Source organism: Paenibacillus sp. J31P190 (assembly GCF_059692075.1).
This window is the reverse complement of the sequence record NZ_JCAUAS010000034.1, coordinates 24,947-39,922: the sequence shown is the minus strand read 5'-3', so window position 1 is coordinate 39,922 and position 14,976 is coordinate 24,947. Positions and strand designations below refer to the sequence as shown.

At 44.0% G+C, this 14,976-nt stretch carries 11 protein-coding genes and 1 other annotated feature; all 11 genes read left to right on the top strand.

Annotated elements, in window-relative coordinates; translation table 11 throughout:
- Window positions 1–9 precede the first annotated feature (9 nt).
- Window positions 10–164 (top strand) — a sequence feature (ribosomal protein L10 leader region).
- Between the two features lie 66 nt (window positions 165–230).
- Window positions 231–740, top strand: a complete 510-nt coding sequence (rplJ, locus tag AC58U0_RS33605; protein ID WP_057304272.1) for a 50S ribosomal protein L10 — start codon at window positions 231–233, stop codon at window positions 738–740.
- A 54-nt stretch (window positions 741–794) separates the two neighbouring features.
- Complete coding sequence (gene rplL / locus AC58U0_RS33600; RefSeq protein ID WP_029196469.1) at window positions 795–1,160, top strand: 50S ribosomal protein L7/L12; 366 nt, start codon at window positions 795–797, stop codon at window positions 1,158–1,160.
- Window positions 1,161–1,306: 146 nt separating this feature from the next.
- Window positions 1,307–1,903, top strand: a complete 597-nt coding sequence (locus AC58U0_RS33595) for a class I SAM-dependent methyltransferase (protein ID WP_497383081.1) — start codon at window positions 1,307–1,309, stop codon at window positions 1,901–1,903.
- Window positions 1,904–2,285: 382 nt separating this feature from the next.
- Window positions 2,286–5,825, top strand: a complete 3,540-nt coding sequence (gene rpoB / locus AC58U0_RS33590) for a DNA-directed RNA polymerase subunit beta (protein ID WP_171642875.1) — start codon at window positions 2,286–2,288, stop codon at window positions 5,823–5,825.
- Window positions 5,826–5,894: 69 nt separating this feature from the next.
- A complete protein-coding gene (rpoC, locus tag AC58U0_RS33585) occupies window positions 5,895–9,515 on the top strand; it encodes a DNA-directed RNA polymerase subunit beta' (protein ID WP_464648441.1) in 3,621 nt (1,206 codons plus the stop codon).
- 190 nt (window positions 9,516–9,705) lie between these two features.
- Entirely contained in the window at window positions 9,706–9,957 is a 252-nt protein-coding gene (locus AC58U0_RS33580; RefSeq protein ID WP_056834178.1) for a ribosomal L7Ae/L30e/S12e/Gadd45 family protein, read from the top strand.
- Between the two features lie 163 nt (window positions 9,958–10,120).
- Window positions 10,121–10,540, top strand: a complete 420-nt coding sequence (rpsL, locus tag AC58U0_RS33575) for a 30S ribosomal protein S12 (protein WP_028557500.1) — start codon at window positions 10,121–10,123, stop codon at window positions 10,538–10,540.
- Between the two features lie 44 nt (window positions 10,541–10,584).
- Window positions 10,585–11,055 (top strand): 30S ribosomal protein S7, encoded by a 471-nt coding sequence (gene rpsG, locus AC58U0_RS33570; protein ID WP_028557499.1) that lies wholly within the window; start codon window positions 10,585–10,587, stop codon window positions 11,053–11,055.
- Between the two features lie 38 nt (window positions 11,056–11,093).
- Entirely contained in the window at window positions 11,094–13,169 is a 2,076-nt protein-coding gene (gene fusA, locus AC58U0_RS33565) for an elongation factor G (RefSeq protein ID WP_056834176.1), read from the top strand.
- Window positions 13,170–13,208: 39 nt separating this feature from the next.
- Window positions 13,209–14,399 carry an elongation factor Tu gene (tuf, locus tag AC58U0_RS33560; protein ID WP_497383080.1) on the top strand — a complete coding sequence of 397 codons (1,191 nt, stop codon included), beginning with the start codon at window positions 13,209–13,211 and terminating at the stop codon, window positions 14,397–14,399.
- Between the two features lie 240 nt (window positions 14,400–14,639).
- A complete protein-coding gene (gene rpsJ, locus AC58U0_RS33555) occupies window positions 14,640–14,948 on the top strand; it encodes a 30S ribosomal protein S10 (protein WP_028557496.1) in 309 nt (102 codons plus the stop codon).
- Window positions 14,949–14,976: the final 28 nt, after the last annotated feature.

The following is a 14,976-nucleotide window of genomic DNA, read 5'->3' as shown; positions in this document are numbered from 1 at the left end:
CAAAGGTCATAAAAATGAATATGCAAACCGTAGACAGTAGGTGCCAACGTGCTTAATTTCCTACCGAGGTGTTATGATATATATAGCGATTTCTTTGTACATCAGGGAAAAAGTGAACACATCATGCCTTCGTAGCGTCTACGAAGGCATTTCTTATTTTAGATAAGGAATGCTGATGCTCCTACTGTTTGCGATCTTGAAAGATAAATGCATAAGAAGTGAGGTGTACTATGGCAAACGCGAAAATTCTTGCACAGAAAGAACAGGCAGTAGCTGAAGTAACTGAAAAGTTTAAAGCTAGTGCTTCTACAATCATAGCAGACTACCGCGGTTTGAACGTAGCTCAAGTAACGCAGCTGCGCAAAACCTTGCGCGAAGCTGGTATTGAATTCGTAGTTCTCAAGAACTCGTTGGCTAGACGCGCATCGGCAAATGCTGATTTAAGCGCATTGGATGAGTACCTAACAGGTCCAACTGCAATTGCTTTCAGCAATGACGATCTAGTCGCTCCAGCGAAAATCTTGACTGAATTTGCGAAAAAGAATGATCAATTGAGCGTAAAAGGCGGCGTGGTCGAAGGCCGCGTAGTTGGATACGATCAAATTAAAGCACTTGCTGAACTTCCATCCAGAGATGGTCTTCTCTCCATGTTGCTTAGCGTTCTTCAAGCTCCAGTTCGTAACTTTGCACTTGCTGTTAAAGCAGTTGCTGAGAAAAAAGAAGCTGAAGGTCAAGCTTAATTTTGTTTTACAACAACAACCACAAAATATATGAATGATAATGGAGGTTTAACCATGAGCAACAATGCAACGATCCTAGAAGCAATCAAAGGCATGACAATCTTGGAATTGAACGACCTGGTTAAAGCAATTGAAGAAGAGTTTGGCGTAACAGCAGCAGCTCCAGTAGCAGCTGGCGGTGGCGCAGCAGTAGCAGTTGAAGAAGCTCAAACTGAGTTTGATGTTATCTTGACTAGCGCTGGCGCATCCAAAATCAACGTAATTAAAGTAGTTCGCGAAATCACAGGTCTTGGCCTGAAAGAAGCGAAAGACTTGGTTGATGGCGCTCCTAAAGCAGTTAAAGAAAAAGTTAGCTCCGAAGAAGCAGAAGCTGTTAAAGCTAAGCTTACAGAAGCTGGCGCTTCCGTAGAAGTTAAGTAATCTTTCAATAGGAAACCTCTTGAAGCTTGACTTCAAGAGGTTTTTTTAACCGTTATAAGATGAGGTTTTTTACCCTTAGGAAAGCCTTAGGAACGCTCTCGTTATTTGATTTTCCTAAAGGTAAAAGTGAAGGAGGAATTCATAACGTGTCAGAGCATTACTATACGGAGCGACCGACGGTTAAACGAGATGTTCATACTATGCAGGAAGTACTGCGTGGCAAAACATATACGTTCCTGACGGATGCGGGAGTCTTTTCGAAAAAAGGTGTCGATTATGGTAGTAAGCATTTAATTGAAACCATGGAGCTGCGCGAGGATGCTAAGGTTCTTGATGTTGGGTGCGGCTACGGTCCTATTGGGCTAAGCGCAGCTGTGATGTGTCCGAAGGGGCATGTGACAATGGTCGACATCAATGAGAGAGCGATCGAGCTTTCTGTTGATAATGCGAAGCGTAACGGAATTACGAATGTGACCATACTCCAAAGTGATCTCTTGGAACAAGTACAGGGGCTGCGCTTTGACGCGGTTTTAACCAATCCGCCGATTCGTGCCGGCAAGGAAGTTGTTCATCGCATCTTTACAGATGCTTATGATTGCTTAGTTGATGGCGGGTCTATCTGGGTTGTTATTCAAAAAAAGCAGGGTGCTCCATCGGCTATGAAAAAACTCGAGTCTTTGTACAGTGAAGTTGCTGAGGTATCTAAAGATAAAGGGTACAAAATACTCAAAGCCACGAAGTAATCGAAAGCTTATTAAAGCAGTATGAAGTCTTTGTTGACAATCAAGGAAATTTGTTTGACTTGACATTTCACATGTGGTATTATTAAAAAATGTCAGTATTAAGATGGGACACATGTCTTTAGTTAACAAAAATGTCAAGTGTTTTTTTCTTCCGGAATGAATAAAATTTGAACTTGTAACGTATAATGTTTGAATTTTAGGAAATTCTAACAGGATGGGAAGAAATATTTGGAAAAGTCTTATTGATTACAGGGAAAAACCTTCCTTCATACAGTCGCTTAATTCGGACGGGCTCCACTAACGGAGGCGTCCTGAGTGTACGTCGGTAGAAGTTTTTCTTCTTCTTTTTATTTATTGAGTAGAGTTGAGGGGTGAATGAAAGTTGGCGGGACATCTTGTTCAATTTGGACGACGTAAACGCAGGACTTATGCACGAATTAATGAGGTGCTGGGCATTCCAAACCTGATTGAAATCCAGCAAAAATCGTATGAGTGGTTTTTGGAAGAAGGACTTCGCGAGATGTTTCAGGATATCTCTCCGATCCAGGATTTTACAGGTAACCTAGTACTGGAGTTTATTGACTATAGCTTAGGCGAGCCTAAGTATTCAGTTGATGAATCCAAAGAACGCGACGTAACCTATGCGGCGCCGTTAAGAGTCAAAGTCCGTTTGATTAATAAGGAAACCGGCGAGGTCAAAGAACAAGAAGTGTTCATGGGGGATTTCCCTATCATGACTGACACGGGAACGTTCATTATTAACGGTGCGGAGCGTGTAATCGTCTCCCAGCTCGTTCGTTCACCCAGTGTTTATTATAGCACGAAAGTGGATAAAAACGGCAAAAAAACATATACCGCAACCGTCATTCCGAACCGTGGAGCTTGGTTGGAGCTTGAAACTGATGCGAAAGATATCATCTATGTTCGTATCGACCGCACGCGTAAAATTCCAGTAACTGTCCTTCTTCGTTCCTTAGGATTTGGTACAGATGCTGAGATTTTGGATTTGCTGGGTGACAATGAATACATCCGTAATACGCTCGATAAAGATAACACGGATTCTACGGAAAAAGCGTTAATCGAAATCTATGAGCGTCTTCGTCCGGGCGAGCCTCCTACATTAGATAATGCTAGAAGCTTGATCGTTGCTCGTTTCTTTGATCCGAAGCGTTACGATTTAGCGAATGTAGGTCGCTACAAAATCAATAAAAAACTTCACATCAAAAACAGATTGTTCAATCAACGTTTGGCTGAAACACTGGTGGACTCCGAGACTGGAGAAATCATTGCAGAAGCTGGGCAATTGCTTGATCGTCGCGTTTTAGATGAAATCCTTCCTTTTATTGAAAAAGGTGCAGGGTATAAAGAATTTACGATTCCTAAAGGTGTAACGGGCGCGGATACGATTCCAGTTCAGTGCATCAACGTATATTCACCAACAGAAGAGGGCAAGGTCGTTAAAGTTATTTCTAACGGTGTTATTGATAAAACTGTCAAAAACATCACGCCTGCCGATATTATTTCATCCATTAACTATTTCATCAATTTGCTTCACGGTATCGGAAATACGGATGATATTGACCACTTAGGTAACCGTAGACTTCGTTCTGTAGGTGAATTGCTGCAAAATCAATTCCGTATTGGTCTTTCCCGTATGGAACGTGTTGTTCGTGAGCGAATGTCGATTCAAGACGCGAATGTGATTACACCGCAAGCGTTAATCAACATTCGTCCTGTTATCGCATCGATCAAAGAGTTCTTCGGTAGCTCCCAGCTTTCTCAGTTTATGGATCAAACGAATCCGCTTGCTGAATTGACGCACAAAAGACGTCTATCTGCACTCGGGCCCGGCGGTTTGACGAGAGAGCGCGCAGGGATGGAAGTTCGTGACGTTCATCACTCTCACTATGGCCGTATGTGTCCAATTGAGACGCCAGAGGGACCGAACATTGGTTTGATCAACTCCTTGTCTACGTTTGCCCGAATTAATGAGTATGGCTTCATTGAGGCGCCATATCGTTGGGTAGATCCGAAGTCAGGACTAGTAACGGACCAAATCGCTTACCTGACAGCAGACGAAGAGGATAACTATGTTATCGCTCAGGCGAATGCACAATTGACAGAAGATAATAAATTCGTTGAAGATGCGATTATCGTTCGTTATAAGGATGACAACTTAACACTTCCGGTTGAACGTGTCGACTACATGGACGTTTCTCCGAAGCAAGTTGTTTCCGTGGCAACGGCGTTAATTCCGTTCCTTGAAAATGATGACTCCAACCGTGCGCTTATGGGTTCAAACATGCAGCGTCAAGCGGTTCCGCTTTTGATCCCGAAAGCACCTCTTGTAGGAACGGGAATGGAGCATAAGGTCGCAAAAGACTCAGGAGTATGTATTGTCTCCAAATTCGATGGAATTATTGAGAAAGCTGCTGCGAATGAAATTTGGCTGCGTCGTCAAGAATTGGTCGATGGCAAGCTAGTTAGCGGCAACATCGTCAAATATAAACTTCACAAATTTATGCGTTCTAACCAAGGTACATGTATTAATCAACGTCCGATTGTTAAAAAAGGCCAATTGGTTAAAGCTGGCGATATTCTTGCAGATGGACCTTCAACAGAACAAGGTGAATTGGCACTTGGACGTAACGTTGTCGTAGCCTTCATGACTTGGGAAGGTTACAACTACGAGGATGCGATCTTGCTTAGCCAGAAACTTGTTAAAGAAGATGTGTACACCTCCATTCACATTGAGGAGTACGAGTCCGAAGCTCGTGATACGAAGCTGGGACCTGAAGAAATCACACGCGATATCCCGAACGTTGGGGAAGATGCACTGAAAAATCTTGACGAGCGCGGAATTATCCGTGTCGGTGCCGAAATCGGCGCAGGCGACATCCTCGTTGGTAAAGTAACACCTAAAGGTGTAACAGAACTGACAGCGGAAGAAAGATTGCTGCATGCGATCTTCGGCGAGAAGGCTCGTGAGGTTCGTGATACATCCCTTCGCGTACCGCATGGTACAGACGGTATTGTTGTTGATGTGAAAGTATTTACTCGTGAGAACGGCGATGAGCTGCCTCCTGGTGTGAACCAACTCGTTCGTGTCTATATCGCACAAAAACGGAAAATTTCCGAAGGCGATAAAATGGCGGGACGTCACGGTAACAAAGGGGTCGTAGCGCGTATTCTTCCAGAAGAAGATATGCCTTTCCTTCCAGATGGTACACCGGTTGAAGTTGTATTGAATCCACTAGGGGTTCCTTCACGTATGAACATCGGTCAAGTGCTTGAAGTTCACTTAGGTATGGCTTCCAAGTACCTAGGTATCCATGCTGCAACGCCAGTATTCGATGGAGCGCGTGAGTATGACGTGTTCGATGCGATGGAAGAAGCAGGTATGCAGCGCAGCGGTAAAACGATTCTGTACGATGGTCGTACAGGGGAGTCGTTCGAACGCGAAGTTACTGTTGGCGTCATGTACATGATTAAATTGGCGCACATGGTTGATGATAAAATCCATGCCCGTTCAACAGGACCTTACTCCCTTGTTACTCAGCAGCCGCTGGGTGGTAAAGCACAGTTCGGTGGACAACGTTTCGGGGAGATGGAGGTATGGGCGCTCGAGGCTTATGGAGCTGCTTATACACTGCAAGAAATTCTTACGGTGAAATCCGATGACGTTGTGGGCCGTGTGAAAACATATGAGTCTATCGTTAAAGGTGAGAATGTTCCAGAACCGGGTGTTCCGGAATCATTCAAAGTTTTGATCAAAGAGCTTCAAAGCTTAGGTATGGATGTTAAAATCCTCTCCGGCGACGAAGAAGAGATCGAAATGAGAGAAGCCGATGACGACGACGAAGTCACTAGCGATAAACTAAACCTAAACTTAGAGGGCTCTGAATTAGGAGTCAACGAATAAAGAACACCACAATAGATCGAGAACGATTCACTGCATAGTGGGTTTAAATTCTTAAAGGAGGGTTGCTCCTTGATGGACGTTAACAACTTCGAGTTTATGAAAATCGGCTTGGCATCACCCGATAAAATTCGCTCTTGGTCCCGTGGGGAAGTAAAGAAGCCGGAAACGATTAACTACAGAACCTTAAAGCCTGAGAAAGAAGGTCTTTTCTGCGAAAAGATCTTCGGGCCTACTAAAGATTGGGAATGTCATTGCGGTAAATACAAACGAGTTCGTTATAAAGGCGTAGTTTGTGACCGTTGCGGCGTTGAAGTGACACGTCAAAAGGTACGTCGTGAGCGCATGGGTCATATTGAACTTGCTGCTCCGGTATCTCATATTTGGTACTTCAAAGGTATTCCAAGCCGTATGGGACTTGCGCTAGATATGTCTCCAAGATCGTTGGAGGAAATTATCTATTTCGCTTCCTATGTGGTAACTGATCCAGGGGATACACCTTTGGAGAAGAAGCAACTGCTTTCCGAGAAAGAATACCGCAGCTATCGCGAGAAGTACGGTTATGCTTTCCAAGCGGGAATGGGTGCGGAAGCCGTTAAAAAGCTTCTAATCGATATTGATATCGAGCGTGAAGTAGATACACTCAAAGAAGAACTCAAAACTGCGCAAGGTCAACGTCGTAATCGTGCGATTAAGCGTTTGGAAGTTATGGAAGCATTCCGTAACTCGAAGAACTTACCGGGTTGGATGGTTCTGGATGTACTTCCAGTCATTCCTCCGGAGCTTCGTCCGATGGTACAACTCGATGGCGGCCGCTTCGCGACTTCTGACTTGAATGATCTGTATCGCCGCGTTATCAACCGTAACAACCGTTTGAAAAGATTGCTCGACCTAGGCGCTCCGGATATCATTGTTCAAAATGAGAAGCGGATGCTGCAAGAAGCGGTCGATGCTCTTATCGATAACGGTCGTCGCGGCCGTCCGGTAACAGGCCCGGGTAACCGTCCATTGAAATCCCTCAGCCATATGCTGAAAGGTAAACAAGGACGTTTCCGTCAAAACTTGCTCGGTAAACGTGTTGACTACTCCGGTCGTTCCGTTATCGTTGTAGGTCCTAACCTGAAGATGTACCAATGTGGTCTTCCGAAGGAAATGGCACTTGAGTTGTTCAAGCCTTTCGTGATGAAAGAGCTTGTAAATAAAGGTTTGGCCCATAACATCAAAAGTGCAAAACGTAAAGTTGAGCGCGTAAGTCCAGATGTTTGGGATGTTCTTGAAGAAGTCATCAAGGAGCACCCGGTTCTTCTGAACCGTGCCCCTACGCTGCATAGACTTGGTATTCAAGCTTTTGAACCGATTCTGGTTGAAGGTCGCGCTATTAAACTTCATCCGCTCGTTTGTACAGCTTACAACGCTGACTTCGACGGTGACCAAATGGCCGTTCACGTACCATTGTCTTCTGAAGCTCAAGCCGAAGCTCGCTTGCTCATGTTAGCGTCAGGTAACATCTTGAATCCGAAAGACGGTAAGCCTGTTGTTACGCCTTCACAGGATATGGTTCTGGGAAGTTTCTATTTAACAACAGACAACAAATTCGCTAAAGGTGCTGGTTCTATTATTAGAACGGTGCATGAAGCAGTTTCTTCTTACCAATCGGGCAAAATGGCACTGCATGCGCGGGTTGCTATTCCTGCAAGAGCACTGAACAAAGTTAGTTTCACTGAGAAACAGCAAAATGCAATTTTGATCACGACGATCGGTAAAATCATTATGAATGAGATTTTCCCTAGTGACTTCCCATTCATTAATGAACCAACCAAAACGAACCTACTGAGCGGGATTCCTGATTCTCACTTTGTTTTCGAAAAAGGTGCTGATCTTAGAGCTATTATGTTGGAACGTGATGAGAACAAAGCGGTAGGTAAAGAATATCTCGGTTCTATCATTGCTGAGTGTTTCCGTAAATACCACACAACTCAAACGTCCATGATCCTTGATAAAATTAAAGAGCTTGGATTCACGTACTCCACGAAAGCGGGTATTACCGTAGCTGTCTCTGACGTTGTGGTTCCTACTGAAAAAGTAGCGATTCTCAAAGAATGTGAAGAGAAAGTACGCGTAGTTACGAATCAATACCGCCGTGGTTTGATTACGGATGAAGAGCGTTATGACCGTGTTATTGCGATTTGGAGTAAAGCGAAGGATGAAATCACAGATATTTTGATGAAATCCCTTGATAAATACAACTCTATTAGCATGATGGTCGAATCCAAAGCCCGTGGTAATAAATCACAGATTACACAGCTTGGCGGTATGCGTGGTTTGATGGCGAATCCATCCGGTAAGATTATGGAGTTGCCAATTAAATCGAACTTCCGTGAAGGCTTAACAATCTTGGAGTACTTTATTTCCACGCACGGAGCGCGTAAAGGTCTTGCCGATACAGCACTTCGTACAGCGGATTCAGGGTACTTGACTCGCCGTCTCGTTGACGTTGCACAAGATGTTATTGTTCGCGAAGATGATTGTGGAACAGATAAAGGCTTCATGGTTAGCAAAATTCAAGATGGTAAAGAGGTTATTGAAGATCTCTATGACCGTATTGAAGGTCGTTATGCTTACGAAACCCTTCGTCATCCGAAAACTGGTGAAGTTATTGTTCAACGCAATGAGCTCATCGAATCGGGTATTGCAGATACAATTATTGAAGCAGGTATCGAGAAACTTCAAATCCGTTCCGTTCTTAGCTGCCGCACCAATCATGGTGTTTGTAAAAAATGTTACGGTCGTAACTTAGCTACTGGCCAGTTTGTTGAGGTTGGTGAAGCAGTTGGTATTATCGCTGCTCAATCCATTGGTGAGCCAGGAACACAGTTGACGATGCGTACGTTCCATACCGGTGGTGTTGCCGGAGATGATATTACGCAAGGTTTGCCGCGTATTCAAGAGCTCTTCGAAGCTCGGAATCCGAAAGGTCAAGCGATCATTTCCGAAATCGATGGTACAGTCAAAGAAATCCGTGAAGCTAAGGACCGTCGTGAGATTGAAGTCCAAGGGGAAGCGGAATCCAAGGTTTATGCGGTTCCTTACGGATCACGTGTCCGTGTCTCACTGAATCAACAGGTCGAGGCTGGAGATGAGCTTACTGATGGATCTATCGATCCAAAAGAAATGCTCCGCATCAAAGGTATTCGCGGCGTGCAGAACTACATTCTGCAAGAAGTTCAACGCGTATATCGTAACCAAGGGGTAGAAATTAACGATAAACATATCGAAGTTATGGTTCGCCAAATGCTGCGGAAAATCCGTATCGTTGACGCTGGAGATACTACGTTACTTCCTGGTTCCTTCGTAGACATTCATGAATACGAAGCTGCCAACAAAGTAGCATTGTTCGCTGGTAGTGAGCCTGCTGTTGCAAGACCAATCTTGCTCGGTATTACTAAGGCGTCCCTAGAGACCGATTCTTTCCTATCTGCAGCGTCTTTCCAAGAAACGACTCGTGTCTTGACAGATGCAGCGATTAAAGGCAAGGTTGATCAATTACTTGGTCTTAAGGAGAACGTTATTATCGGTAAACTTATTCCTGCAGGTACGGGTATGCCTCGTTACCGGAACATCCGTATTACGGATCCGAACGAAGTTCTTGTACAAGACGAGGATCTTGAAAAAGAGACTGTCGCTGTTGAATAGATTCGCGATGTAATCATGAGGGATAGCCACTTTATTGTGAAGTGTGCTGTCCCTTTTGATATACATTTACTAATCTAGTAAGAATAATAAAATATTAGAAGTTAATCCTTGACACCTGAAGTTCAAAGTGCTAATATATCGTAGTGTGCCTAAGTCAATATTCTTTCCTTTTCTTTGAAGGGGGTGCCTTATGTCTTATGATAAAGTCAAACAGGCGAAGAATATAAGTGTAGGTACGAAGAAAGTTACAAAAATAGTCGAACAAGGTAAGGCAGTCGAAGTTTTTGTTTCCAAAGATGCAGATCCGCGATTGACGATAAATCTGGTAACTCTCTGTACGCAGAAGGGTGTACCTGTCACCTATGTAGATTCTATGAAGATGCTAGGTAAAGCATGTGGAATTGAAGTTGGAGCTGCGGTAGCAGCTGTTGTAAATGAATAAACGCTAAAGACGTTTTTGTTAGTGGCTATAGCCTACATAAGTTCTAGTAACTTTTTGCAGCTATCCATGGCAAGGACTTTCTCTTTGCTCATTTATGACTCGCCTGGATCTGTGGGCTTGCAAGAAGATCATCATGTTATGAATGTAGGGAGGAGGTGGCGATATGCCAACAATTAACCAACTAGTACGTAAAGGTCGTCAAGCGAAGGTGGATAAGTCTAAATCACCAGCTTTGCAAAAAGGTTTTAACGCTTTGAAAAGAGAAGCAACGGATTTGAGTGCACCTCAAAAACGTGGTGTCTGCACGCGTGTAGGTACTATGACTCCTAAGAAGCCTAACTCCGCACTTCGTAAATATGCACGTGTTCGTTTAACGAACCGCGTAGAGGTGACAGCTTACATTCCAGGTATCGGTCACAACCTGCAAGAACACAGTGTTGTATTGATCCGTGGAGGTAGAATTAAAGATCTTCCAGGGGTACGTTATCACATCGTACGTGGCGCGTTGGATACTTCCGGTGTTAACAACCGTAAGCAATCCCGTTCCAAATACGGTACTAAACGTCCGAAAGTTAAAAAATAAGAGATAATAATCAGGGATGATTCTTATAAGAAAGGGGGATAACTATGCCTCGTAAAGGTCCAGTTACTCGCAGAGACGTATTGCCAGATCCAATTTATAATAGCAAACTTGTTACTCGTCTTATCAATCGCATTATGGTTGATGGAAAAAGAGGGGTAGCACAAACCATTCTATACAACGCTTTTAACCTCGTGAAAGATCGTACAGGTAAAGAGCCGATGGAAGTGTTTGAAGCTGCTATCAAAAATATTATGCCAGTACTAGAAGTTAAAGCTCGCCGTGTTGGTGGAGCAAACTATCAAGTGCCTATCGAAGTAAGACCTGATCGTCGTTCGACATTAGGCTTGCGTTGGTTGGTAAACTACTCACGTCTACGCGGTGAGAAGACGATGGAAGAAAGATTGGCTTATGAAATCATCGATGCTAGCAACAGCACAGGCTCTTCCGTTAAGAAACGTGAAGATACACACAAAATGGCTGAAGCTAATAAAGCATTCGCTCACTATCGTTGGTAGAATTCTAAATCAATTTCAGAAAGGAGACATAACGACCTATGGCTAGAGAGTTCTCCTTAAAAAACACACGTAATATCGGGATCATGGCTCATATCGATGCTGGTAAAACGACAACAACAGAGCGCATTCTGTACTATACTGGTAAAGTTCACAAAATCGGGGAAGTGCACGAAGGTGCTGCTACGATGGACTGGATGGAACAGGAACAAGAGCGCGGAATCACGATTACATCCGCCGCTACAACTGCGCAATGGGAAGGTCACCGCATCAATATTATTGATACCCCGGGACACGTTGACTTTACCGTTGAGGTAGAGCGTTCCCTTCGTGTGTTGGATGGAGCAGTTGGTGTATTTAGTGCGAAAGAGGGCGTTGAGCCTCAATCGGAGACAGTTTGGAGACAAGCTGATAAATACAACGTTCCACGGATTGCTTACGTAAACAAAATGGATATCATCGGCGCAGACTTCTTGCAAGTTGTTGAATCCATGCGTCAAAAACTTGGTGCAAATGCAGTAGCTATTCAACTTCCAATCGGTGCTGAAAATGAATTCAAAGGCATCATTGACTTGGTTGATGAAGTTGCTTATATGTACAAAGACGATCTTGGTAAGGATATCGAGAAAATCGAAATTCCTGCTGAGTTCAAAGATCAAGTTGCAGAACTTCGCTTGGAATTGATTGAGAAAGTTGCTGAGCTCGATGAAGAGCTTACAATGAAGTATCTTGAAGGTGAAGAAATTTCTGTTGACGAAATCAAAGCAGCTCTACGTAAAGGTGTCTGTGAAGTGAAAATCTTCCCAGTTATCGTAGGGTCTTCTTACAGAAACAAAGGTGTTCAATTGATGTTGGATGCGGTAATTAGTTACCTGCCATCACCACTTGATGTACCTGACATTAAAGGTGTACTTGACGATGGTACTGAAGTGGTTCGTAAGTCTGCTGATGATCAACCTTTCTCAGCGCTTGCATTCAAAATCATGACAGATCCTTTCGTTGGTCGTCTTACTTTCTTCCGTGTTTACTCTGGTACCTTGAACTCCGGTTCCTACGTTGTTAACGCAACAAAAGGCAAACGTGAGCGCGTTGGTCGTATTCTGCAAATGCATGCGAACAGCCGTCAAGAAATCAGCATTGTATACGCTGGTGACATCGCCGCGGCCGTTGGATTGAAAGATACAACGACTGGTGATACACTTTGTGATGAGAAAAATCCAGTTATTCTTGAGAAAATGGTCTTCCCTGAACCGGTTATCCAGCTTGCTGTTGAACCGAAGACGAAAGCCGACCAAGATAAAATGGGTATCGCATTGCAAAAACTTGCTGAAGAAGATCCGACTTTCCGTGCTTCCACAGACGAAGAAACAGGACAAACGATCATCGCAGGTATGGGTGAGCTTCACCTTGAGATCCTAGTTGACCGTATGCTTCGCGAGTTCAAAGTAGAAACCAATGTAGGTAAACCACAAGTTGCTTATCGTGAAACATTCCGTGCAGCAGCTAAAGTTGAAGGTAAATTCGTTCGTCAATCCGGTGGTCGTGGTCAATACGGACATTGTTGGGTTGAGTTCGAACCTCAAGAAGCTGGCACAGGTTTCATTTTCGAAAGCAAAGTAGTGGGCGGATCTATTCCTAGAGAATATATCGCACCTATTCAAGCTGGTATCGAAGAGTCCATGAAAAACGGTGTAATCGCTGGATTCCCGCTTGTGGATATCAAAGCTACTGTTGTTGATGGATCTTACCATGATGTTGACTCCAATGAAATGGCGTTCAAAATCGCAGGTTCCATGGCACTTAAAGCTGCTAAAGAAAAATGTAAACCGGTTCTTCTTGAGCCAATCATGAAGGTTGAAGTTACTGTACCAGAAGAGTACATGGGCGATGTTATGGGTGACCTTAACTCCCGTCGTGGACGTATTGAAGGTATGGATAACCGTCATGGCGCGCAAATCATCCGTGCTAAGGTGCCTTTGTCCGAAATGTTTGGATATTCCACAACACTTCGTTCGAGAACACAAGGCCGTGGTGTTTACTCCATGGAACTTTCACATTATGAAGAAGTACCTAAGTCCATTGCAGAAGAAATTATTGCAAAAGGCAAAGGCGCTTAATATAAAACTATTAGTCACTCTAAGGAGGAATCGTTTAAAATGGCAAAGGCTAAATTTGAACGTAACAAACCGCATGTTAACATCGGTACTATCGGTCACGTTGACCATGGTAAAACAACTTTGACAGCAGCTATTACAACTGTATTGTCCAAAAGATACGGTGGAGCTGCAGTAGCATTCGACCAAATCGATAAAGCACCAGAAGAGCGCGAGCGCGGTATCACTATCTCCACAGCTCACGTTGAGTACGAAACACCTAACCGTCACTACGCACACGTTGACTGCCCAGGACATGCTGACTATGTTAAAAACATGATCACTGGTGCTGCTCAAATGGACGGAGCGATCCTGGTTGTATCCGCAGCTGACGGCCCTATGCCGCAAACTCGCGAGCACATCCTTCTTTCCCGTCAAGTAGGCGTACCTTACATCGTAGTATTCCTAAACAAATGTGATATGGTTGAAGACGAAGAGTTGCTTGAATTGGTTGAGATGGAAGTTCGCGACCTTCTTAACGAATATGAGTTCCCAGGCGATGATACTCCAATCATCCGTGGTGCAGCTCGTGAAGCTCTTTCTAACCCAGATGGTCCTTGGGCTGACAAGATCATCGAGTTGTTCGAACAAGTTGATACTTACATCCCAACTCCTGAGCGTCAAACTGACAAGCCTTTCCTTATGCCAGTTGAGGATGTATTCTCAATCACTGGTCGTGGAACAGTTGCAACTGGTCGTGTTGAGCGTGGTACTGTTAAAGTACAAGAAGAAGTTGAAATCGTTGGTATCGCTGAAGAAACTCGTAAATGCATCGTAACTGGTGTAGAGATGTTCCGTAAATTGCTTGATTCCGCTCAAGCTGGTGACAACATTGGAGCTTTGCTTCGTGGTGTAGACCGTAAAGATATCGAGCGTGGACAAGTACTTGCGAAACCAGGTTCAGTTAAACCACACACGAACTTCACAGCACAAATCTACGTTCTAACTAAAGAAGAGGGTGGCCGTCATAAGCCTTTCTTCACAGGTTACCGTCCACAGTTCTACTTCCGTACAACTGACGTAACGGGTATCATCTCCCTTCCAGAAGGTACAGAGATGGTTATGCCTGGTGATAACATCACAGTTACTGTTGAACTGATCAACCCAATCGCAATCGAAGAAGGAACACGCTTCGCGATTCGTGAAGGCGGACGTACAGTTGGTGCGGGCGCGGTTGCAACAATTCAAAAGTAATACCTATATATAGAAGAAACACTCATCGTTTAGGCGATGGGTGTTTTTTTTATGCATATGCCTAAAATTTCGCTTGCTTTTCGTTTTCAAATTTTATATAATATAAAACGTTGGTCTGTGACGTTGCGATGATGCGAAAGGTTGCCGACACACCTGGCCCCTTTGCCATGGGGAAGGCTGTTGGAGAATTTTCGCGGAGTATGTCCGATACTAAATTGGGCGATAGAAGGAGGGACTTATATGGCAAAGCAAAAAATTCGTATCCGTTTGAAAGCTTATGATCACAGAATTATTGATCAATCAGCTGAGAAAATCGTGGAAACTGCCAAGCGTTCCGGTGCAGGTGTATCCGGTCCGATTCCGCTTCCGACAGAGAAGCAAATCATCACGATTCTTCGTGCGGTGCACAAGTACAAGGATTCGCGTGAGCAATTCGAAATGCGTACGCATAAGCGTCTAATCGATATTGTGAATCCAACACCACAAACAGTTGATGCTTTGATGCGTCTAGACTTACCGTCTGGCGTTGACATCGAGATCAAACTGTAAAACAACTATAGAATGAACGTTTAGGAAG